Source organism: Metamycoplasma arthritidis (assembly GCF_900660715.1).
GTDB lineage: Bacteria > Bacillota_I > Bacilli_A > Mycoplasmatales > Metamycoplasmataceae > Metamycoplasma > Metamycoplasma arthritidis.
This window is the reverse complement of sequence record NZ_LR215047.1, coordinates 61076-83621: the sequence shown is the minus strand read 5'-3', so window position 1 is coordinate 83621 and position 22546 is coordinate 61076. Positions and strand designations below refer to the sequence as shown.

Genomic DNA, 22546 nt, shown 5'->3' with positions numbered 1-22546 from the left:
TTATTTTTCTAGGCAAAATCAGTAAAGTACAACTATTGTTGAATACTTGCTATTAATTATATAAAGTTAAAAATTGCTTTTTTAGTTTTTATAGAATAAAATACTTACTATGCGCTTACGATATAACAAGAATGCTTTAGATTTTATAAAAAATAGTCCTTATTCTCTTAAAAAATTGCCTCATATCTTAACTAAAGACACTGTATTAGAAATTGGCATGGGAAAAGGCAAAATGATCTGTGAGCTTGCCAAGGCTAATCCCACTAAACAATACATTGGAATTGAAAAATATTCAACACCGGCTTATTCGGCAATTAAAAAATTTGAAACTAGCGAATTAAAAAACATTTTAGTAGTGGTAGCAGATGCTTCGGAACTTAGCACTATTTTTAATGGTAAATGTCAAACTATTTGACTAACTTTTAGCGATCCTTGACCTAAAAAACGTCATTTTAAAAGAAGATTAGTTTATCGAAAATTTTTAGAAATATATCAAAAACTTTTATTAGATGATGGCATTATTTATTTTAAAAGTGACAACGACGGACTATACCAATTTGCTTTAGAAGAACTAGCGGCATTTGGAGCTAATATCATCTATCAAACTAATGATTTACACAATTGTGATTACCAAATTGAAAACTATTTTACTGATTATGAAAAGAAGTTTTATGAACTGGGTAAAAACATTAATTTTATTGCTTTTAATTTTAAAAAAAATTAATCCTAGAATTAATCATTTTGTTTATCGACAATAAAATTATATCTTAAAATCGCGATTTCTATGCTTGCCATCATCCTTTATAAGGCGAATAATCTTTAGCCATTTTTTTCTTATTAATAAAGTTTAAAAATAATAAAAAAAAGGAGTACCTTAAAGGTACGGTATAAATTTTTTTGTATCTAAAAAATAAGATGAAAAGGTGTGATAAAAAAATGGAAAATTTAAAAAATAAGTTCAAAAACACGATTGTTAAAATTCCAGCCGCTTCAATGGTAAATGGAATCACTTCGGCTCCTGAACTAGGAAAACCCAACTATGAACTAGCCTTAAAACAACACGAAGCTTACATTGAAGCTTTAAAAAATGTGGAACCAATGTAACAATTGCTCCTAAAAATGAAGCTTACCCTGACTCGTGTTTTGTTGAAGACACAGCAGTAATTGTGCCTGGTGAAATCGCTATTCTAACTAATCCAGGTGCAGCATCAAGAAATGGCGAAAAAGATGAGATGCTACCTTATCTAAAACGCTTTTTTGATGATAGTAAAATCTTTAAAATTATTGCTCCTGGTACCTTAGACGGTGGAGACGTTATGATGGTTGGTGACATTTATTTTGTTGGTATGTCAGATCGTACTAATAGTGAAGGAATTAGACAATTCTTTAATATTCTAGCTAAAGTTAATAAAAAATGCATTCCAGTTCCAATGACAGAAATGCTACATCTGAAAACCGGTGTTAACTATCTAGAACATAATAACTTACTAATTTCTGGTGAATTTATTGACTACCCAATCTTTAATGATTTTAACAAAATCGTCGTTACTAAAGACGAGGGTTACGCTGCAAATTGCATTTGAGTTAATGAAAATGTAATCGTACCCGAAGGCTATCCAAAGCTTTTAGCAAAAATTAAAGCATTAGGTATCTACAATGTAATTACTTGTGATACCTCAGAATTTAAAAAACTTGATGGTGGTCTAAGTTGTTTATCATTAAGATTTTAAAAAAAATTAAAACTATTCTTACTAAAAAGTTTTTCATTATTCAATAAATGAAAAGCCAAAAATAACAAAATTAATTGCGGGATAAAAAATCTTTAATACCTAATTGCTAGTGAAATTCACAATCAAACCATTATTTCTAAGTTTTTTTAGATTCAATATATAATTGTTTCAAAATTTAGTCAAAGTAAAAGGAATAGAGATATGAAACTCAAAAAATTATTATTTATGATTATACCTTCAATTACAATTTTGCCAATCACAACTATTGCGGCTTCATGTACAAATAACACGAATCCCAATACTCCCGACTTGATGCCTAGAGATCAAAACCTACAAGAAATTGCTAATAAAATTGAACTTGATGTGAGTGACAAAACGGATAGAATTTCTAAAAATGTGAAAAAAGAAGACATCCAAATTGATGGAAATTATGATAAAGAAAAATATGAGGTTGAAATTATCGAACTTAAAGCTAGATCAACTTCCTTACTAGTTACGCTAATTATTAAAAATAAAGAAACAAACAAAACAATAAAAGTAACTAAAACAATTGAAAATTTTAAAGAAGATGAGCTGCTTAAATTAACAGAGAATGGTCAAGAGATTATTGATGAATATAAAGAAATTTTAAAAGAATTTGAAACTAGCGAACTTAAAGAACATTACAAAGAAGATTCTGATTATTTAGAAAAAGCTATTAATGAAATTTTAACCAACAACGAACTTTCCTTAGATGAAAAAAGCGCGCAACTTAAAATTTACAAAGCACAACTTGAATTATTTAAAAAACATAAACAACCCGTTAGTGAAAACGCTAAAAATGAATACGAAAAATTAATAGAGGAAATAAAAGAAAAAATTTCAAAAACTGATGATGCATCAAAGAAAAAAGAACTTGAAACTATTGTTGTAAATTCACAAAATAGCATTAAAAATGATATTGAAACCGCAAAGGAAGAAAGATCGATTCAATCAATTTATGCTTTTGCTTTAACGCTTTTAAGAATTAGCGTTGAACGCCAAGGAATTGATTTAGACAAAAAAGAATAAAAAATCATTTTAATAAAATAATTAACATGCAAAAAATAGGCACATCAGAAAACGCCTATTTTTTTAAATCTACTTTTTAACTATTTATGTAAAAAATCAAAGATGAGTTATAAATGATACTTATAAGATTAATTTTATTTTTTGCTTTTATAAATTAGAAAAGAATAGACATTATAAGTGGCAAAGAAACAAACCGCAGGTCGTGATTTGCTTGACGGATTTGCACCAAAATTTGCAGAACTTAATGATGATGTTTTATTTGGTCAAGTTTGATCACGCAAAAAAGAACTTATCCCAAAAGATCGGAGCATGATTACTATTTCTGCTTTAATATCCGTAGGCAATTTTGAACAACTAGTTGCACATTTAAAGATCGGACAAGAAAATGGTATAACTAAAGAAGAAATTAGTGAAATTATTACGCATTTGGCTTTTTATGTTGGCTGACCTAAAGCTTGCTCAGCATTTAAGATTACAAAAGAAGTTTTTGAAAAAGAAAATTAATGTAGAAGGATTTATGAAATATCAAAATAAAAGAGACTTTGATGCCGCCAATATGTTTGGATTGAGATTACCTAACAATGATTTTGCTCAGTATTTCAATGGTAGTAGTTTTTTAAAACCGCCAATAGACAGTCAAAGTACTAATCTATCCATGTTTAATGTGACTTTTGCAACGGGTTGTCGTAATAATTGACATATTCACCACGCCAAAAAAGGTGGCGGGCAAATCCTTATTTGTACCGCTGACGAATGATGACATCAAGTCGAAGGCAAAGAAGTTCAAGAGCTAAAATAAGGAAGTGTTATTGTTGTTCCCGCCGGAACAAAGCATTGACATGGCGCTAAAAAAGATAGTTGATTTTCTCATATTGCAATTGCGGTTACTAGCATCGACACATATAACGAATGATGTGAAAAAGTTTCTGATGAATTTTACAATCACTTAAAAGATTAACAACACTGCTAACAATAGTTTGCTCAAAATTTAAATTAAAGCTTGTATAAAAAATAAAAATGCTAATTATCTTTTAAACTTTTGCTAAGTCTGCGATAAGTGTTTATTTGAATTTATGTGTTATAATTCATAAGTTAAATACTTTGATTTTCTAATAAATAATCAATATAAAACGAGGTAAAACAGATGTATGGACTAGTTTTTTATCTTAGCAAAGAAGTTTTAAAAAAAGAATATGGAATGGAGAAAAATCATCATGATGCTTATGAAGAAATCCGTGACATCTTGCGTCATTATGGCTTCCATTGACTTTCTAACAGTTTTTATTTCTCAAGATCGATTAATAATTTAGTGCAAATCTTTCAAGCAGTAAAGCACTTAAAAGAAATCCCTTGATTTGTCAAATCGCTTGGTAGTTTTCATGTCTTTAAAATGGAGGATATGTCTAATTTTACTGAGTATATTAAATCAAGTCGTGTCATGACCCAAATTGAAGAAGAGGAAGAAGAAGACGATATTGAACTTGGTAAAACCAAAAATAGTAAGGGTAAAAACTGAATGTTTTAATAAGCAAATTTATCTTATAATGATATAAATTAAAAAAGTGAGCATCCTTCAATCTTGGGGGACTCACTTTTTTAATTTATTTGGGCTTTATTAATTAATAGTAATGTTATGTTTAGGATCAGCTTTTAATTTTTCAATAAGTTCTTTTTTCAAAGTTTCGTTTAATACTGTTACTGAAACTTTATTGGCTTTTTCAGGATCAATTAAATCATCAATAAAATCAATTGGAGCCTTGCTTAAGGTAGCGGGCAAAGTGATGGCATTAAATTTATTGCCAGCCAAAGCGCCATGCCCCAGAGTTGTTACTTTTTTAAGGTCAATGCTACTTAAAGAATTGTCAGAAAGGGCGCCATCAGCAATTTCTTTTAACTCATCATTCAAACTAATATTGCTTATTCTATTAGCAGCAAATGCTTGTTTTTTAAGATTGGTGGTATTTTTAGGTAAAGTAAGTGAAGTTAGCATATTATCATAAAATGCTCTTTCATCAATCACTAGTGGTTGGCTTGCAGCAGCAAACGTTACTTCTTTTATTCCCAAACTTTCAAAAGCGCCTTTACCAATATATTCAAGAGACGAAGGTAAAATAATTTTTTCAAGATCAGCGATTTTTTCTAAATCTGTTTTAAAAGCTCCGTTAGATTTTTTAGCACCAGCAATAATGCCAGAAATGGCTAGTTTTGAAAATGAACCAGCTGGAATATGGGTTAAATGAAGTTTTGAAAGATCTAAAGTTTTAGTCGCTTTATTGTATAGGTTAGCTTCTTTTCTAAAAAAATCAGCAGCAAAGGAATTTGCTTGTTCGCCTTGGCAAGCACATGAATAAGTGGTGGCTGCCAAACCGATTGGCACTGAAAATAAAGCGGCTCCTAGTAATAATTTATTTTTGATTTTTTTCATAAGTACAATTTTAACATAAGAAGGGCATTTTTTAATTTGGGAAGCTTTTTGATAGCTATTTTATTTTCAAGGTTTTTAAATAGGCTTTTGTTTCTAGAGACACTCTAAAACTTTCAATAGCTTTTTGAATTGTTTTATTATGAACTCATTTACTAAAGCGTTTTTCTTTTAACAAACAAATCGCTAAATCGTATTGTTTAACCAGAGCGACGGAAAAATATCAAGCAATCATCATGTTCAAGTAATATTCCTCGCTTTTAATTGCTGCCACTAAATCCAACATTTCAGGCAAAAATAATTCAGCATCTAAAAAATATCTTAGTAAAATCCCTATGGCAAATCTTTGTGTGTAAATATGTGATGAATGAATTCAATTTTTAACATTATCATAGGTTTTTTTCGGAAATTTCTTTATTATCGGAAATGAATAAATATCGCATACAGCTCAATTATCAATGTAAGGCAAAAATTTATCAACATTTAAGAAGAATAAATCAACATCATCATCCAAATCTAACAAATATGCATGCAAAATATTAAATTCGAAATATTGATGCGGCAAGTTATTCATAAAAGTCTTAGAATAGTGATTTTTAGAAAAAACTTTCGCAATTTTTTTAAGGAGTGGAAAGCGAATTCCAATAATAGTATTCTTGTCAATATTTGGTACTAGCTTTGCGGTGAAATTTTGATAATTTAGATCTTGAAATTTGCTTAATAACTTATAAAGATCATCGTCCGAAGACACACTTAAAAATGGCTCAAGATCAAAATTATTTATTTTATTTGTGCTCATTTAACGAAACTCCATCAGACTTTTTTTTAGTAAATTTTAAAGAATATTAAATCGCTAATAACTTTTTGAATAACTAAGTTGATTAATAGTAAAATTAAGGAAGTTATGGAAGAAAAATTTGTATTACATAGTCCATTTGCTCCTTCGGGCGATCAACCAGAAGCAATCAAAGCACTAGTAGATGGCATTGATGAAAAAAAAGAACATCAAGTCCTTTTGGGAGTAACCGGTTCGGGTAAAACATTTACTATTGCTAATGTTATTGCACAACTAAATCGTCCTTCTTTAATCATTAGCCACAACAAAACTTTGGCAAGTCAACTATATAGTGAGCTAAAAGCGCTATTTCCAGATAACCGTGTTGAATACTTTGTTTCGTATTTTGATTTTTATAAACCTGAAGCCTACATTCCTAAGAGCGATCTTTATATTGAAAAAACTAGTAAAAACAATAAGGAATTAGAAGCGATGCGAATGTCAGCTATCAATGCCTTAAGTATTAGAAAAGACACTATTGTTGTTGCCTCAGTTGCAGCTATTTATGGTGAAAGCAATCCTAAGCACTATCGCCAAAACTTTTTTCCCATTGAAGTGGGTATGCAAATCGATCGAAAGAGTTTGCTACTAAAACTTTCGCAAATTGGATACGAAAGAAACCGCATGGAACTAAATAAAGGACAATTTGATGTTAAAGGTGACAGCATTGAAATTTGTCCCGGATATGTTAGTGATACTAATATTCGAATTGATATGTTTGGTAATGAAATTGAAGCTATTACTTTAATTGATCCTCTTTCGAAAAATGTTGAAGGGTCAAGAAAAAATATGACGCTTTTCCCGGCCACTACTTATACCGTGCATGAGAATACCATTCAAAATACTGTAGATCTAATTAAACAAGAGCTTTCTGAGCGGATTGAATACTTTAAATCGCACGATAAGCTTCTTGAAGCGCAAAGAATTAAGGATCGTACTTTGAACGATCTTGATTCACTACTAGAGTTTGGTTACACTTCGGGAATTGAAAACTACTCTAGATATCTAGATGGCAGAGCTCCAGGACAACGCCCTTATACTTTGTTTGACTACTTACCAGATGATAGTGTTATTTTTATTGATGAAAGTCACTTAATGATTCCCCAATTGCATGGTATGCATAATGGTGATCGTGCCAGAAAACTTAGTTTAGTTGAATATGGTTTTAGACTACCATCTGCCCTTGATAATCGTCCATTACGTTTTGAAGAGTTTGCCGAATTCAAATTTCCTAAAATCTACATTTCCGCCACTCCTGGCGACTATGAACTTGATTTAACCCATGGCGAGATTGTTACTCAGTATATTCGGCCAACTGGTTTGCTAGATCCTATTATTGAAATCCACAGTCGCGACAATCAAATTGAAGATATTTATGACCATCTTAAAGAGCAAATAGCAAAAAAAGAACGAACCTTGATTCTAACTACTACCAAGAAAAATGCTGAAGAGCTGTCTTTATTCTTGCAAGAAAAGAAAATCAAAAGTGCTTATATTCACGATCGTTTTAAGATTTTTGAACGTAACGAAATTCTAAAAGGGCTTAGAATGGGCAAGTTCGATGTCGTTGTTGGAATTAATTTGCTTAAAGAAGGAATTGACTTACCAGAAGTTAGTTTGATTTGCGTTTTAAACGCCGATAGCACTGGACTAATGCGTGACACTAGAAGCTTAATCCAAATTGTTGGTAGAGCGGCGCGAAATGACCATGGTAAAGTTATTTTTTATGCCAATGAAATAACAAGTAGCATGCGTGAATGCATTGAAGATAATTTATTTAAAAGGAAAATTCAAAGCGAATATAACGAAAAACATAATATCATTCCAAAAACAATTGTAAAACCGATTGCTCCGCCAATTCAAAATGGCATTCTTAGTGAAGATCATTCAAAATACTATGGTGAAAAAGACCTTAGCCAAATGAAACATAATAAAAAATTCATTGATCAAATGGTTCGCAAGATGACTCAATTAGCTAAAGCCAACAAATTTGAAGAAGCAATTGAGATTCGTGATTATCTAATAGAAATTGGCATAGAATTGGATAAATAATTGTTAAAACGCCTTTTAACGCTTTGAAAAAGGCGTTTTTTAATTAAGCAATAATAAAATTATTGATATGAAAAATAAGATGAAATCGTTAAAAGTTAGTTTATTAGTAGCTACACCAATAATTACACTCCCATTATTTACAATTAGTTGCATTCCAAATAATGAATCTAAATCTTATCAAGATTTAAATGCCAAGGCTAATCAAGCGGCCATTTTGCTTAAACAAAAACAAATTAATAGCAATAAATTAGAAGAGCTAATTGACAGCATTCTACCCGAAGGAACTGAGTTAGAAATTTTAGATCTTTGAGTGGATCGTGAAAATAAAGAAATTAATGTTAAATTCCGTCTTAGATATAAAGACAGAAGATATCCTTATAGTTCGGATGTCAAAATAATTAAGTTAAAGTATGAGTCTATCTTGGAAAACTTGAAACCGCAAGAAAAACCAAAGGAAAAACCCGGACGTAAGTCTAAAGAAAAGAACCCAAAAACCCAAAATGATGAAAAGTCTAAAGATGGCCTTAATAAAAAGTCAAATGGAAAACAAAAAATGAAATGAGGACATTGGAATGTTCTTAAATTAAGCGACAAAAATGATAAAAAAATTGCTGCCATTGCCGCTTTAATTAAAAAAATTGACTATGATGTCGTTGGCCTAACGGAAGTATTTAGCGAAGAAGCCGTTAAAGAAGTCGTTGCTCAATTGAATAAACTAGCCGGCAGTGGCACATATTCTTATGTTGCATCAAAAAAACTTAAAGGCTCATATGCTGGCAATTTGCAAGCTGAACATGTCGGAGTAATTTATAATAGCCAAAAAATTAAAACTATTCCATTTGAAAAGACTAAGAATAATAAAAAAGAAATAGGCTATAGTTATATAGAAAAATTCAATTCAGAATTTATTAAAAAACATAACAAAGCCGAGTATGTACGACCACCATATGGTGTTAAATTCCAATGATTAAAAGGGAAAAAAGAAGATTTTACATTTGTTTTCGACCATTTTGATAGCCCTGGCGGAAGCAAAGGTGAAGGAACAACTAGTGGAGTCGGCAATCAAGAGCTAGCAGAAGCTAGACAACTTGCAAATGTACTTGATCATTTTGACGAAATTGATGGCGAAAACGAAGATATCTTCTTTAGCGGAGACACCAACATCAAAGCGGGCAAAGAAAAATTTGCTTTTGGTGAAGAATTATTCAAAAAATATCAATCCGCTTTTAAAGATAACCTTGAGTTTGCAACATCATTAGGAATAAAGGCCGGCAACTACTCACAACCATATGATAAAATGTTCACAAAAACCAAATTTAAGACTTCAAATCATGGCATCTATAAACTATGAGACTTGAGTAAAGATGATGAATTTACAAATCTTTTCAAAGAATTACATAATGGAAAAATTGAAACTAGTGAAATAAGAAAACTAGTATCTGATCACGCGCCTATATATAGTGAAGTTGAATTTGAATAATTAAAAAAATATAAAAAAATCGATGCCTAACTTTGGTATCGATTTTAACTTTTGTCTAATCAAAAATCCTCATCTAATTCTCTAGGCTCAGTGTCGCAGCCTATTAGTACTCTAAATTTGATGCTGTCGGTGGCTGGATCATATTCAGGATCGAAGATTTTCATAGTGTGGCCGTCAGCAATGCTATTTACATCGACAAAGTCTAAAATAATATATTTTCTAAGTTCTTTGTTATTTTTAAATTCAATAGGATTTTCGCTTGCTTGACGAGCTTTTTTCATAATTTGGTGTAGTTCTTTGATTGAAAGTTTTTTGCCTTCTTCTGTCCTTTTAAAAACAAAACTTTCACGAATAGTTTGAAGTTGTGATGAATTTAAAATTTCTGGTTTAAATTCAGGAATTAGCTTCACGCATGAAACTGATAGCAATGATAAAGTTACTGCGGCAGTTGACATGGAACTAATTAAAAGTAATCTTTTTTTCATTATCTTTCCTTTCTATTTTTCATCAACTAAGATGTCTTGTAAATATTCAAGTCCATCATAGGAAATTGGTTTTATTAAAAACTTTTGATATAACATTTTACTAAAATTAGCTAGTGAAATAGCATTTTGAAATGAGATTGTATAAGCAGTGAAATTATTAATTTCGTTAATTAGATTAACAATTTCAGTAATACTTAATTTATTAAGTTGTAAGTTAATACGATCGTTTAATTTTTTTTGATCAAGATGATTTTTTAGGGTGTTGTTATAAAAGTCATTTAATGTAATATCACTAAGAATTTGGCTATTAATGTCAGGCTGAGTAAAAATGTCGTTAGCTAGTTTGTTAAGCTCTGGAAAAGCGTTTGTCAAAAGATTTTGCGTATGCAACTTCTTAATAATTAGTAGTAGCTCAAAATTATTAGCGACTAAAGATTTGCGTACAAAGTCCGAACTATTAGAATTTTCTAAAATGAAGGATTTGTCTTGGTAGATGCTTTTATTTCTTAGAAAATACTCTTGATATTTGTCGTAATTATCCACCACTACAACATCGGGGTCTAGTTTGCTATGAATGCTTTTGAAAGTTTGCTTAATCTTATTTACGATTTCATTTTGCCTTTTAGTTAGTGTAAAGCCTACAATTGGAATCGTTCATTTGATTAATGGCGCATTAGAATTAGCTTGATAGAAATCGTCAATCATTTTGCCCAAGGTTTTTTTAATATATTCAAAATCAATAGAGCGCATTTGCAAATCCAGCGAAGTTAAAGCTTGAGGATCAAGATTATGTTTTTTATTATCATGTTGAGTTGTCACATTGGCTTTATTTAGTGAATTTTCATTTTCTAACAAAATCTGTTTATTAATGTTGGCATGAGCATCTTTTAAAGTTCTATAGTTGCTTGTTTCACTATTTGTGGCATTAATAGTAGCATCACTAGGAGCTTGCGACATTCAAACATCAGAATCATTGACGCTTTGACTTAACGCATATGGGTTAATGACATTGTTTAAAAGACTTTTGAAAATTAAACTTTTTGCACTAATTAAACTTGAAGCTTTTAAGCTTTCTTGCGAAAGCTCTTCTAATGAAACCCCATAATATAGTTTGCTAAAAGAATCATTAAAATATGGCGATGCTGATTTGGGAAAATGATTTAACGAAACGCTGTTATGTGGACGGTATTTTTCAAAGGTTTGATTGTAACTCAAATTGTATTTTTGATAGTTTTTAAAAATTTCATCTTTAGCATCGCTCGAAAGTTGGTCAACATTCAACTCTGAGACAATGTTTTGTCTAAAGGCATTGTACATTTGTTGTTGAAAAGTTTCGTTGCCAATTGGAATTGGATTATAGCGATAAACAATTTCATTTAGATGTTTGCTGCTATGTCAATTACCACTAGGACTTTGATATTGAACGTTGCGATAAAGTTTTGTTTCATTGGCATCATTTTTAGTCACATAGTAATAAGAAGAGTACAAACGAGTTTCATGATTTCTACCATAATCATAAAATCAACTTAAAGCATTTTTGCCACTAAAAACATCTGGTCCGTACTTGTCTTTAATATATTCAAGTGGCAAGGCATTAAAATAATTAGAATAAATAAAAAGGTTGTGGAAAAATTCTTCAAAATTAATATCTTGATTACTTAATGAGTGAAAGTCAATTGAGTCATAAGCATCATCTTTTAGACTAAAATCTAACAAACGATTAGCGTCAACTCCAAAGTTTTCTAATCAAGCGAAAAAATCGATGCCATTAAAATAAGGATTATCTTTAGAATAATGTTTTCTTTCTAATTCTTTTGCCACATCTAAGTTGTGTGTTTCAATATATTTATCGCGAAATTCCTTGTTTTGCATAGCAACTTTTAAAAGTCCAAAAAGAAAATCTTTGTAAGTAACTTCGTATTTTTTATCAAAATCATAGCCTTTGCTATTGATTCAGTAGTTTTTATATGGATAGTTACTTGATTTAAAAGAAAGGCTTAATCTTCTTGCTCCTTCTTTTAGTTGTTTTTTAAACTCGGGGCTATTAATTGAATTGCTTTTTCCTGAAGGAACGAATAAATACGGTTTATTAAAACCATTTCCTTTATCTTTTTTAGGGTAAAAATACTCTGAATCTTGTTGGGATTCTGGTGTATCTTGATAAATGGTTTTTTTAATCGTGTCGGTAGTAAACTGATGATTTCCGGAATCTGATAACAAACTTATAGCTTTGGCATATTCAAATTTATAATAAAGTTCCGTTGGCTGCAACGCAATGCTATCACGGAAATCAATTTTAGGTTGTTTTTGTGAGCCAATGCGCAAAGCTTTTGAGCCGGTTAATAAATCAATATTTTTAACAGTTTCATCATAACCATTAGGATATGAATATGAAAAATCAACATTTTTATTTGCTGCATTTTTTCACGATATGTAGTTATCGTGCGCGGCATTAAAATCATTTTTTACGCATGCCAATGAAATAAGAGGCAAGCTTAAAAGACTACTTAATGAAAGAAAAAAGATAGCTTTTTTTAATTTCAAATTCTTTTTCATTTTAGCTCCTTAATTTTTTTGTTTTAACCAAATTCAATTTTAGGTGGACTAGTATGAGTATGAAAGCTTAGTAGGACTAGGGTAAAAACCATAGCTAAGGCAATAGTTGCCAAAGTACCATAAATTGTTTTAACCTTTTCATTCCGGTAGTGAATGAATTCGGGAACCAGTTCAATTATTGACATAAAAATCACAATTGTACCACCCATTATTTCTAATGAAGGAATTAATCAACCAATGCGATCAAGAAATTTCCCTAAAAAAGCTCCAAAAAACATAATCGGAATAATTAAAAGTAAAGTAATAAAGTTAAACAAGATTGCTTTGGTACGTTTTTCGCCATATTGCATTTGGCGATAATAAACAATAATGATTTCTAGAAGAATGTGGATATTGAAAGTAACAATCAAAGGAATATTGGCTTTATTTACGCCATTGATAGTTACTTGATAAATAGTAATCCCGAGCACAAGCCCATCAATAATTCGATGGCTTAGGAGCATTAAAATTGCCGATCAAGCAGCCTTGGGGTTGTCAATATCCCTAAAAGAAGTAATATGTTCTGAGTGACCATGATCACTATGTTTTTTGTGAAAATCTACTTTAGCAGTTCTAATAAAAACATACCTTCCAATAATAACAATCGCAAGACCAATCATCGCGCTATATCCCACTATCATAGCAATAAAGCTTTGCTCAAGGGCAACAATACCTTTAGTTAAAAGTAGTCCGCCATCTTTTTTGTGGAATCATTGCTCTAGCAAAACTCAACCTTCTTTAATAAAGCCCGCAGCTCCGATCATTAAAAACATTCCAGTTGAAAACGCATACAAATAAATGGTTTTTTTATTAGTAGGATGCAATTTAAAAAGTGAAAGAAAACTTAAAAATAGCATAGGAATGCCTAACAAGATAGCAATGTAAATTAACAAATTAACCAAAATTGTTAATTCAACATTATTGTTGAAAGTTGAGGTGTTAAAAAACATAATTAACCTTTACTACTATTTCTTTTGTCAAAATATTCGGATAAATTGCAATAAATATATAGTTCAATTATAATAAAAATTGCAAAAAGGCCATAATTTCATAAAAAAAAATAACCTTTTGTCTAGTTTTATACCAAATCGGTTATTTTCTTTACCATTGTCTTTTGGTTAGATAATAGGATTTTTTATTAAAGTCCTTAATAATATAAAGAGTTAATAAAATTAAACGAAAAATGGTGCGGAATTGTTTATTTCCTTAAATAAGTAAATACGCAAGTATGAAAGTTCTTTAAGTGTAATTTTTTCGCCATTTAAACCTAAAAATTTTGGATCAGCAAACAATAAGTAATTTAATTTTTTTGAGTTAAATTTTTGTTTTCTTAGACAATATGATTTTATTTTTTCGAAATTGTAACTTTTGACCACTTTATTTTTTTGATCAAAATAATCTAATAAAAATCCATTTGCAAGCTTTTTGACAAAATCATCATATTCTTCTTGATTTTCAATGTCGTTTTTAAAAAAGTCAACTTTACCATTTTCTACACTTTTCATAATTCGATACGAACTGAAATGTCTTGATACTTTTGTAAAAGGCGTCGTAATTAGCAACATGATTGGTAAGAAAAATAGTCCTAATAAGCCTAATGGGAAAAATCTACTCTTATTAGTATCTTCAATGAATAACAAAGTGATAAAAAACGCTAAGCCAAATAAAACTCACGGCACTGCTATTGTCATATATTTTGCGGCGTTTTGATTAAACACCCATTTATAGAATTTGCGATTAATTCTTAGCTCATCTTCTTCTATCAGTTTCATAGCAGCCAAAGAAATAAAAATAGTTTTTTTAAATATTACATGCTGTAGAACTATTGCTTGAATGATGCAAAAAATTACCATGGCTATTAGAATGCCGATGAGTATGTAAATTTTTGTCATGGATAAAACCTCCTTATTAATTTTACTTTACACTATTGCACATTAAATGATATAAGTAACTTATTTGTTCCCTAGTAAATAAGCTATCTCTTTTAGGGCCGATCATTCTTGGCATAGAAAATAATAAATTACTTATGAATTCTTCTTTTTCTAATTCTTTAATAGTGCTTATTTTATTCTTAAGCTTAGTTAGACTTGGAAGTTTTTCGGGTCATATTTTTGGCGATCACCACTTATAAATCTTCAATTCATTATTAGTATATTTGCAAACTAGTTGATTATCTTCGCTTTCAGAGTTTATTTCATTAAGAGGCAAAAAATAATTTTCTCAATCTTCTTTAGTTGTAGAAATATATTTTTTGTACTGTTTGTATGTTGATTTATTTTTGATAAATGACACTAATAATATTAGTGTGTTTGGATAGATAAGCAAAAGAGAAAAAACTATCACCGCAATCATGCCTCCAGTGTCATACCCTAATTTTGGTGCAGAAATAGCCCCTCACGTGGATAATGCAATTTGCAAAATCAAAATTGTCAAACATATTATGAAAATATTTCTATTATTAGAAAACATTTTTTTGAAATTAATGTTAATTTTCATTTTTTTATCTTGAAGAAATTGCAACGTTTCTTGCGTAAATTTAAGATAATGAAGTCTTTTATAAAAGATGATAAGAAATGCAATGTAAGAAATGGCTCCAAAGGGTGTTGCTAAGAAAAATATAATCATAATTTATCCTGTAATTAGTAAGAGATTTCAATTTTGTAAATGAATTAGCATATGCTTTTAAAAATGTTAAGAGAAAAATGGTGCGGAATTATTGATCTTTTGGAATAAATAAATTCTTAGATATGAAAGCAATTTAAAATCTAATTTTTGGTTATTTAAAAGCACAAATTCGGGGTCAATAAATAGCAAATAATTTAAATTGTTCGCGCTGAAGTTTTGCTTTGTCATACAATACAATTTTATTTTTTCAAAGTTGTAATTTTTAATTACTGCATTTTTGTGATCAATAAAATCTAAAGATAAGCTACTTGTAAGCTTACTAGTGAATTCTTCGTATTTTGCTTGATCGTCTACTTCATTTTCAAAAAAACTACTTTTATTATTTTTTCAAGATCTTTTAACTGTTTCAACTGAATTTACATGTTGGTCAATTTTTAACAATTTAAAAAAACTAAATGTTGTTACAAAACCAAAAACAATGATTAATAATACTGCTATTCAAAACAGAGGATTTCTTAAATCTAATGAAATAACCATAGTGATAATTGTTGGAGTTAAACATAAAAATCACGATATCGCGATAGGTAAATAAATAATAAGAGTTTTTTTATAAACTCAGCTATAGAACTTGACATCTATTTTAAGTTTTTGTTCTTCTAGTTTTTTTACTGCATCAAGGGTAACAAAAAGCGTTTTCTTAAAAAAGACATTTCTTAAAATTATTGCTAGAATAAAAAGCAAAAATAAAATTCCTGAAAAAGTAATAATTAAAATGTGTATCGTTTTCATCTAAGAACCCTAACAATTATATTTTATCATCACGCATTATAAATTTCCTCTTAACTAAAAGTGATATTTGAAATTGGAAAAACAATTTTCGAGCTTACTAATTAATACTATTCTTAATTAAGATAATACGAAGATATGACATCATATGTCTAGTCAAAGGGATTTTATTTAAAGTAGAAAATTCCTCATTTAAAAAACAAATATCTTCAATGTATTTTTTAATCTCATTGGCGTCTTTTAATTCCGCAACGCGCTTATTAATATTGTTAATGCTTAGCTTTTTAAAAGGAGAAATAACTATTTTAACCTTGCCTTCTAAAAACAAGGATGCTGCCTCACAAAATTCTCTTGATAATTCAATCGCTGAAATATCGTCAATATAAAATTGCTCAGTTAAGTTAGGGTACATATCTAAATACTTTTTAAAATTTTTGTTCATTTTCACTATGCGAATGTAGTGTCCTATTAATCCACCATTAATACGATGATTGCGTGGAATAACTAAAACAATAGGTATAGTTAAAATGTAAATAACAGCACTAGTATTAGCAAGCGGAAAGATAAGAATGGATAAGAATATTATTCATAATATAAGTATGGGAATTAATGAAAATTCGAGAAGATTATAAATTAAAAGAATTTTACGTCTAGCTTTTATTAAATGTTTTGGTATCCTTAATTTCTCATCTTTAAAATTTCAATTTCATATTACTTTTCCGCTTGTAAAAATTATTTCCAAAACATTGATGATTAATGTATGTAGAAAAAAATTACCAAGAAAAATGATAGTTACTAGTAAAATTCTATTCATTTTATATTCTTATTATCCTAAATTATCGTGTTTATCTTTATTTTTTCAAGTTCGAATATATCATTCTTTAGTTCTCGGGTTATAGACCTTAGCAAGGCGCATTAGGCGTAACTCGGTTTTGGTTTTTTGAAGCAACTCATCTAATTTGTAAATTTTATTTGTTATTCTATTTTTGAAAACAAGATTTTTTCCTCCAACACCACCTTCGTTATAAGGTTTATCTAGCCCCGTTTCGTCTAGAACAACTCAATCAACTTGATTTCATTTTTGATATGAAATACCTAGCGAGTTTAATCTACCATGTGACTCAGCCAGTTCTTTATGCACTTTGTTAATTTTTTGAATACCCTGTATTGTAGAATCAATATCAAATCCGGCTCCAACTAAAGAATCTATTCCATTAACTATTGAGGCGCCTAAGGACTTGGTTTTTTTTAAGAATTCTTTATATCCGTCTTTCACTATTGATGATAAACTGCCAATAAAACTAATAGTTCCCCTTATAGAATTAAATAGTTCCAAGTAATCAATCTTATTGATATCACTGGTATCTACTTTATTTATTTGTTTAAATAATTTCCCCAATTTCTCCTGCTGAATATTCGAAATATCTTTCAATATTCCGGCTACAATACCAACCGTTCCTGCCGCAATACTTGTTAAAGTCGCAACGGGAGCTAGAGCAGGAACTCAAATACTTGAAAATCAAAGTCCCGCTGCCGCTAAGCCCAAACCAGCGGCCACCCCATATAATGTCGTTGATGAAATAGCTAAATTTTTAACTTTTTGTTGTAACGGTATGATATCATCCTTAATCAATTTAAAAATTACATTAATTCTTTTTAATTCTTGTTCCACAAATTTGGAATTAACTTCATCTTTTATGAAATTTACTTTTCCGGCCTCTGTCCTAACTTGTTCAAAATATTTTTTGTCTTCGGCCTTGGATTCTTTAACTTTTATGTCAATCTCTTTTTTTATTTTTATTTCTGCTTTATGCTTCAATCTATACGCTTTACGTATATTTTCTTCCGTCAAAAAATTTTTAAGAAGATTTATTTTATTCGGATAACGAACCGTAATTATTTTTTTTAGCGACGAAATAAAAGTTGCCACCTCAAATTTAAAATTTTGTTTAGTTTTTTCATCTAATCTATTGAATTTTATACTACTCATTTCAAGAAAATTTGTAAGTTTCTTGTTCTTATCTAATTCATCTGAAATTAACTTTGATATTTCAATTTCTTCTTTATTTTGTTGTTGAAGTATTCTTATTTCTTCTTCATTAACTGAGTTGTTTAAGTTAAATGTCGTTGCAAATTGAGCAACTGTTCTAATTGTTGATAATGAAAATTTCATTGCTTTTTTTCCTATTTCATGTTTTATATATCACATATAGTTAAAAAAACTATATACTAATAATAATTTTACATATTGTCTAAAATAAAATGATTAATAGCAAAATTGAGTTAGTATAAAACACAAAATTTTTACTACTAAAATTCTTTTTTATAAGTAGCTCAATAAAACAAATAGTTTTTTAAATAGTCGATTTGTTAATAAATAAAAATTTACTTAACCAAAACTATTATTTCTTTTGTTAAAAACTTTCAGAAAATTGCAATAAATATGTAATTCAAATATAATAAAAAATGATAAAAGGCATTTTATATGAAGAAAAATAAAATCTTACTTAGTTTAATTACAATAAGCTCACTTACTATTCCATTAGTTACACTAAGTTGTAGTAAAAATGAATCGTATCTTGATATTAATAAGATTTCAAGGCGTTATTTAACAAGACTTTCTGGTTCGCAAATTGCTACTTTGCATAACTACCAAAAGATTTTTTATTTTTATAAAAGTGGTAAAAAAACTTATTATGATTATGCCAAATTTAATGGTAAGGAACTCGAACTTTATTATGAAGGAAATATCGCTAAGTACAGTTTTGATTTTAAAACAAAATCTAATTGAGAGCAATTTATTAATTCGGTTTCTGATTTTGCTGTAAGAGATAGTCAAAAAGATATAGATATTAACGAATTAATAAAAGAATATAACTTTGATGACGTGGATCTATCTAATGGTTATAGCGATATTTGATTTAACACTTTAACTCAAAAGAATGGACACGATTACCATCGTGTTGGCAATGACGATGAACCTTATTTCCCTGACTTACAAAGTTTAATTTTTAGAGCAGTTCGTGACAGTGAAACTAACTTTAGTTTATTAAATAAAAGAGCAATGGTCAACAAAAATAATAAAAACATTATCGCAAACAATCATTTTAAAAACGAATATATTCAAGGTAGTAGCTGGCTTAAAAAAGACGACCAAATTAAGTTGTTTGAATATTTTTTAATGCTTTATATTAGTAAGTTTACTAAGAGTGTTAAAGAAATAAAAATTAATTGAAAAGCCGCTACCGTGAGACAATCATATTCGGGACAAAGTGAATATGTTGAATTTACAATCGAAGATATTATTGATTTTCAAAATAAATCTTTACTAAAACCCGAAAACAAAAATAAAAAATTCTATATTAATAACTTTCGCACCTATAAAACTAACCAAAAATTTGGTGTTGGGAATGAAGGTTTAAAAGAAGAACTCCCTCTTTTTAATGAATACATTCAAAACCCGCTACTTAGAATCAATGGTGGACAATATTTAAACATTGTTGATAATATTAATCACTTTATTAAAGGCGCAACCAGCTTCGAATTTTGAAATGCAAAAGGACTAATGTATTTATTCCAAAATTTTAAAGATGAGATGTTAAGTGTGGATATTCCTGAAGATAAAAAGCAAGAAGATGCTCAATATAAAATTATTGATTTTAAATATACAAACTACTTAAAAACGAATCAACTATTTAAAGCAATTGTTCGCGTATTTAAAAAAGATGGCACTTACAAAGACTATGTTTGAATTAGTTCTAATTTTGATGACCATGGCCACCGACTAAAAGGACTGATTTTAAGCAATAAATACGAAGATGAACTAAAACCAAGCGACTTTTATAACTTCAACGAAAATCTCAATCCTATTCCAAAAGGGATTTCGTTAGAAGAATTTTTAAAAGCAAGCGACAAATATCCAAGTACTCCTTTTGAAAAATTACTAGAAAGAGCAGGTGCTAACTTAGAGCAAGCTTACTCTTATTGAAACAATGATATTCGCGCTAATTATGAAGCCAATTTTATAAGAGATGATTCATTTCAAATTAAATTGCTAGCATCATTTTTAAATAATTACTTATTGTCATATGCACTTGAAAATGAAGCTGGCAAAATCAACTCTGGTGTAAAGAGAATCGATGTAAAAGTGTTGCCAACTCCTTATGAAGTAGGGCGAGTTAAGTTGCAATTAAGTTTTATGTCATATGCTAATGAAAATGATGTTGACTTTAAGAGTCCTGGAGAAAAAGTACTTAAAACTATTACTTTATATTGAAATGGTTTTAAAGGCTATGACAATAGTTTAGGTAATAATGCCTTTACTGTAATTGAAAAATAAAATAAGGAGGTGTGTAATGAAAAAAATAGTCAAATTAATAACATTAAGTGCAACAAGTGTAACCACTTTCTTAATGCCAATTGTTTTAACAAGTTGTACTAGAGAAGACTATGAGGATCAAAGCAAAATTGGGACCTTACCTGAAACTAAGAAAAAAACTTACGAAATTAGTTCGCCATTAGCCAAAGAAATTCAAGCATTATACGAAGGTGATATTACTAAGCTATTTATTGATGGTAAAGAAAACTTTCGGCGTTATAGTGCTGATTGAGCTCCCCTAGTAAGAAATTTGTCACTTCTAAGAGCACGTCTAAATGAACTAGCAGCACAACAAACCATTGTAGAAAATAGACAAGCATTAGAAGAATTCATTAAAAACTGGTTTTCAACTAAAGTAAGCGACTTGAGTAAGTATAAATTAGCTTACTATTTATACAAATACGCCTTAATTTTTAATGATGCTAATGCTGTGCTTAAAGGAATAAATTTACAATTTGAAAGCAACCAATTTCTTGAGAATCTTGCCATTGTTGATGATCGTTTGAATGGTAAAGATATAAATATTGCTAGACTGCAAAATGCTTTGAAAAGCTTATGAGAATTTGTTAAGCATCACATCATCGACTTACAAAGAATTACTAAAAAAGAAGATTTACCTAATATTAATTTAGAAGATGATAGTAACGCTCATAATCACTCCCACGCTGTTGTTAATCTAACTAATGAATTGGGGCTATGACATAACGAAATGTTAGCTTGAAAAAACGAGCTTGATCATTTAAAAACCGATTTTGAAGCGGCCCAACCACACATTGTTGAAAATATTAACCACATCACTTTAAAAGATGCGTTTGAACAACTTATAAAAACTTTTCAAAAAGCAACCAGTCCCAGTTCTGATTACAACTTATTAGACGCTTCTTTTCAAACTAGAGGTAAGGCCATTTTAGAAAAACTAAAAGGTTTTTTGATTCAAATTGCAAAAGATAACGGTATTGCTGATGCGATTGATTTTGAAATTTAATAAAATAAAAACCCCACATATGTAGGGCGCATGCTGCTGCTTAGTAAATTAATACTAAGCGCATTATTTTTGGGCAACGTACAATTTTTATATAGAGTAAAATCTTTTTTGTTGCATAATCATTATACTACTAGCCTTGAAAATTTAAAAAAATTATTAATAATTTTTCATATTGCAATTTAAAAACCCACAAATGTTGGTGGGTTTTTAAATTATGATTTGAATTCTATTGTTTCATTTGTTCAGCAACTTCAGCGGCAAAGTCAACAACTTTTTTCTCAATACCTTCACCAACTTCGTAACGAGTTGCATCAAGTAAAGTTAATTGGTTTTCTTCTAAGTATTTAGCCACAGTTTTTGAATCTTCCATAACAAATGGTTGGAACATTAGAACACCAAGTTCGTTAAATTCTTTCTTAAGCATTCCGGCTTTCATTGATTCTTGAATTTTTTCTGGCTTGTTAGCTAGTTTAGGATCGCTATTAATTCTATTAACAATTTCATCATGTTGTGCTTTTGGTAAGCAAGATTCAAACAAATGTGATGGGTTTAAAGCGGCGATGTGCATTGTTACATGTCTTAGGGCTTCTTGATTAGCACCTTTGGCAATCGCAATATCGGCAACTCTACTGTTAGCGTGAGTATACCCGGCAACTACTTCACCTGGTTTTGCTACAAATTTTTCAGCTCTTCTTAAAGTAATTTTTTCACCAATTTTAGCGGTTAAATCTTGGCAGCTTTCTTCAATGGTCATGCCATCAATTTTAACTTTGTTAGCTGCTTCGATGTCACTAAAATCGTTCGCTGCCAAAGCATCTTGAATTTTATTAGCAAGGTCAATAAACAATTGGTTTCTTGCCACAAAGTCAGTTTCAGCGTTAAGTTCAAATAAAACAGCAACATTGTCTTTGATGTAAGCTTTAGTAATACCTTCGGCAGCAATTCTGGCTGACTTTTTAGCAGCTTTAATAATGCCATTTTCTTGTAATCATTTAATAGCTTTTTCAATATCGTTATCAGTTGCTTCAAGAGCATTTTTGCAATCTAATAAACCTGAGTTTGTTCTTTCTCTAAGTTCTTTAAGTTTTTTTAAATCAGGGCTCATAAAATTATCTCCTTGTTG

The 22546-nt window shown here is 29.6% G+C and carries 22 protein-coding genes; 11 read left to right on the top strand and 11 right to left on the bottom strand.

Going from position 1 to position 22546, the window contains the following annotated elements; translation table 4 throughout:
* Positions 1-109: 109 nt before the first annotated feature.
* From trmB to EXC42_RS05690, 7 genes are all read left to right on the top strand, one after another.
* A complete protein-coding gene (trmB, locus tag EXC42_RS00350) occupies positions 110-724 on the top strand; it encodes a tRNA (guanosine(46)-N7)-methyltransferase TrmB (RefSeq protein ID WP_012497995.1) in 615 nt (204 codons plus the stop codon).
* Positions 725-936: 212 nt separating this feature from the next.
* Positions 937-1104, top strand: coding sequence for a hypothetical protein (locus tag EXC42_RS03250; RefSeq protein WP_232032085.1), 168 nt, complete (start codon positions 937-939; stop codon positions 1102-1104).
* Between the two features lie 62 nt (positions 1105-1166).
* Positions 1167-1730: an arginine deiminase family protein gene (locus EXC42_RS00345; RefSeq protein ID WP_232032084.1), complete on the top strand. Its 564-nt coding sequence runs from the start codon at positions 1167-1169 to the stop codon at positions 1728-1730.
* A 201-nt stretch (positions 1731-1931) separates the two neighbouring features.
* Positions 1932-2780: a hypothetical protein gene (locus tag EXC42_RS00340; RefSeq protein WP_012497994.1), complete on the top strand. Its 849-nt coding sequence runs from the start codon at positions 1932-1934 to the stop codon at positions 2778-2780.
* A gap of 177 nt (positions 2781-2957) precedes the next feature.
* Entirely contained in the window at positions 2958-3284 is a 327-nt protein-coding gene (locus EXC42_RS00335) for a carboxymuconolactone decarboxylase family protein (protein WP_012497993.1), read from the top strand.
* Positions 3285-3297: 13 nt separating this feature from the next.
* Positions 3298-3579 (top strand): cupin domain-containing protein, encoded by a 282-nt coding sequence (locus EXC42_RS05695; RefSeq protein WP_012497992.1) that lies wholly within the window; start codon positions 3298-3300, stop codon positions 3577-3579.
* Positions 3580-3924: 345 nt separating this feature from the next.
* Positions 3925-4305: a virulence-associated protein D gene (locus EXC42_RS05690; protein WP_012497991.1), complete on the top strand. Its 381-nt coding sequence runs from the start codon at positions 3925-3927 to the stop codon at positions 4303-4305.
* Positions 4306-4395: 90 nt separating this feature from the next.
* Here EXC42_RS05690 and EXC42_RS00320 read toward each other — a convergent pair whose 3' ends face one another.
* Complete coding sequence (locus EXC42_RS00320) at positions 4396-5205, bottom strand: leucine-rich repeat domain-containing protein (RefSeq protein WP_012497990.1); 810 nt, start codon at positions 5203-5205, stop codon at positions 4396-4398.
* Positions 5206-5260: 55 nt separating this feature from the next.
* Positions 5261-6001, bottom strand: a complete 741-nt coding sequence (locus EXC42_RS05685; protein WP_012497989.1) for a DNA alkylation repair protein — start codon at positions 5999-6001, stop codon at positions 5261-5263.
* 105 nt (positions 6002-6106) lie between these two features.
* Between EXC42_RS05685 and uvrB the strand changes: the two genes are divergently transcribed.
* Both uvrB and EXC42_RS05680 read left to right on the top strand, forming a co-directional pair.
* Positions 6107-8089, top strand: coding sequence for an excinuclease ABC subunit UvrB (gene uvrB, locus EXC42_RS00310; protein ID WP_012497988.1), 1983 nt, complete (start codon positions 6107-6109; stop codon positions 8087-8089).
* A 67-nt stretch (positions 8090-8156) separates the two neighbouring features.
* Positions 8157-9569 carry an endonuclease/exonuclease/phosphatase family protein gene (locus tag EXC42_RS05680; RefSeq protein ID WP_049752925.1) on the top strand — a complete coding sequence of 471 codons (1413 nt, stop codon included), beginning with the start codon at positions 8157-8159 and terminating at the stop codon, positions 9567-9569.
* 44 nt (positions 9570-9613) lie between these two features.
* Here the strand turns inward: EXC42_RS05680 and EXC42_RS00300 are convergent, their stop codons facing one another.
* From EXC42_RS00300 to EXC42_RS05645, 8 genes are all read right to left on the bottom strand, one after another.
* Positions 9614-10054: a hypothetical protein gene (locus EXC42_RS00300; protein ID WP_012497986.1), complete on the bottom strand. Its 441-nt coding sequence runs from the start codon at positions 10052-10054 to the stop codon at positions 9614-9616.
* 12 nt (positions 10055-10066) lie between these two features.
* A complete protein-coding gene (locus EXC42_RS05675) occupies positions 10067-12610 on the bottom strand; it encodes an OppA family ABC transporter substrate-binding lipoprotein (RefSeq protein ID WP_012497985.1) in 2544 nt (847 codons plus the stop codon).
* A 23-nt stretch (positions 12611-12633) separates the two neighbouring features.
* The gene (locus tag EXC42_RS05670) at positions 12634-13599 is read right to left on the bottom strand and encodes a ZIP family metal transporter (RefSeq protein ID WP_012497984.1); all 966 of its coding nucleotides are present in this window, start codon (positions 13597-13599) and stop codon (positions 12634-12636) included.
* Between the two features lie 222 nt (positions 13600-13821).
* Complete coding sequence (locus EXC42_RS05665) at positions 13822-14541, bottom strand: hypothetical protein (RefSeq protein ID WP_012497983.1); 720 nt, start codon at positions 14539-14541, stop codon at positions 13822-13824.
* 22 nt (positions 14542-14563) lie between these two features.
* Positions 14564-15274, bottom strand: a complete 711-nt coding sequence (locus EXC42_RS05660; RefSeq protein ID WP_012497982.1) for a hypothetical protein — start codon at positions 15272-15274, stop codon at positions 14564-14566.
* 66 nt (positions 15275-15340) lie between these two features.
* Positions 15341-16063: a hypothetical protein gene (locus tag EXC42_RS05655; RefSeq protein WP_012497981.1), complete on the bottom strand. Its 723-nt coding sequence runs from the start codon at positions 16061-16063 to the stop codon at positions 15341-15343.
* A gap of 97 nt (positions 16064-16160) precedes the next feature.
* Positions 16161-16874, bottom strand: a complete 714-nt coding sequence (locus EXC42_RS05650; protein ID WP_012497980.1) for a hypothetical protein — start codon at positions 16872-16874, stop codon at positions 16161-16163.
* 12 nt (positions 16875-16886) lie between these two features.
* Entirely contained in the window at positions 16887-18233 is a 1347-nt protein-coding gene (locus tag EXC42_RS05645; RefSeq protein ID WP_012497979.1) for a hypothetical protein, read from the bottom strand.
* Positions 18234-18545: 312 nt separating this feature from the next.
* Here EXC42_RS05645 and EXC42_RS00260 point away from each other — a divergent pair, with 312 nt between their 5' ends.
* The gene (locus EXC42_RS00260) at positions 18546-20399 is read left to right on the top strand and encodes an MAG3240 family lipoprotein (RefSeq protein ID WP_012497978.1); all 1854 of its coding nucleotides are present in this window, start codon (positions 18546-18548) and stop codon (positions 20397-20399) included.
* Between the two features lie 16 nt (positions 20400-20415).
* Positions 20416-21423, top strand: coding sequence for an HxHSH motif-containing lipoprotein (locus tag EXC42_RS05640; RefSeq protein ID WP_012497977.1), 1008 nt, complete (start codon positions 20416-20418; stop codon positions 21421-21423).
* A 226-nt stretch (positions 21424-21649) separates the two neighbouring features.
* Here the strand turns inward: EXC42_RS05640 and tsf are convergent, their stop codons facing one another.
* Positions 21650-22528 carry a translation elongation factor Ts gene (gene tsf / locus EXC42_RS00250; RefSeq protein WP_012497976.1) on the bottom strand — a complete coding sequence of 293 codons (879 nt, stop codon included), beginning with the start codon at positions 22526-22528 and terminating at the stop codon, positions 21650-21652.
* Positions 22529-22546: the final 18 nt, after the last annotated feature.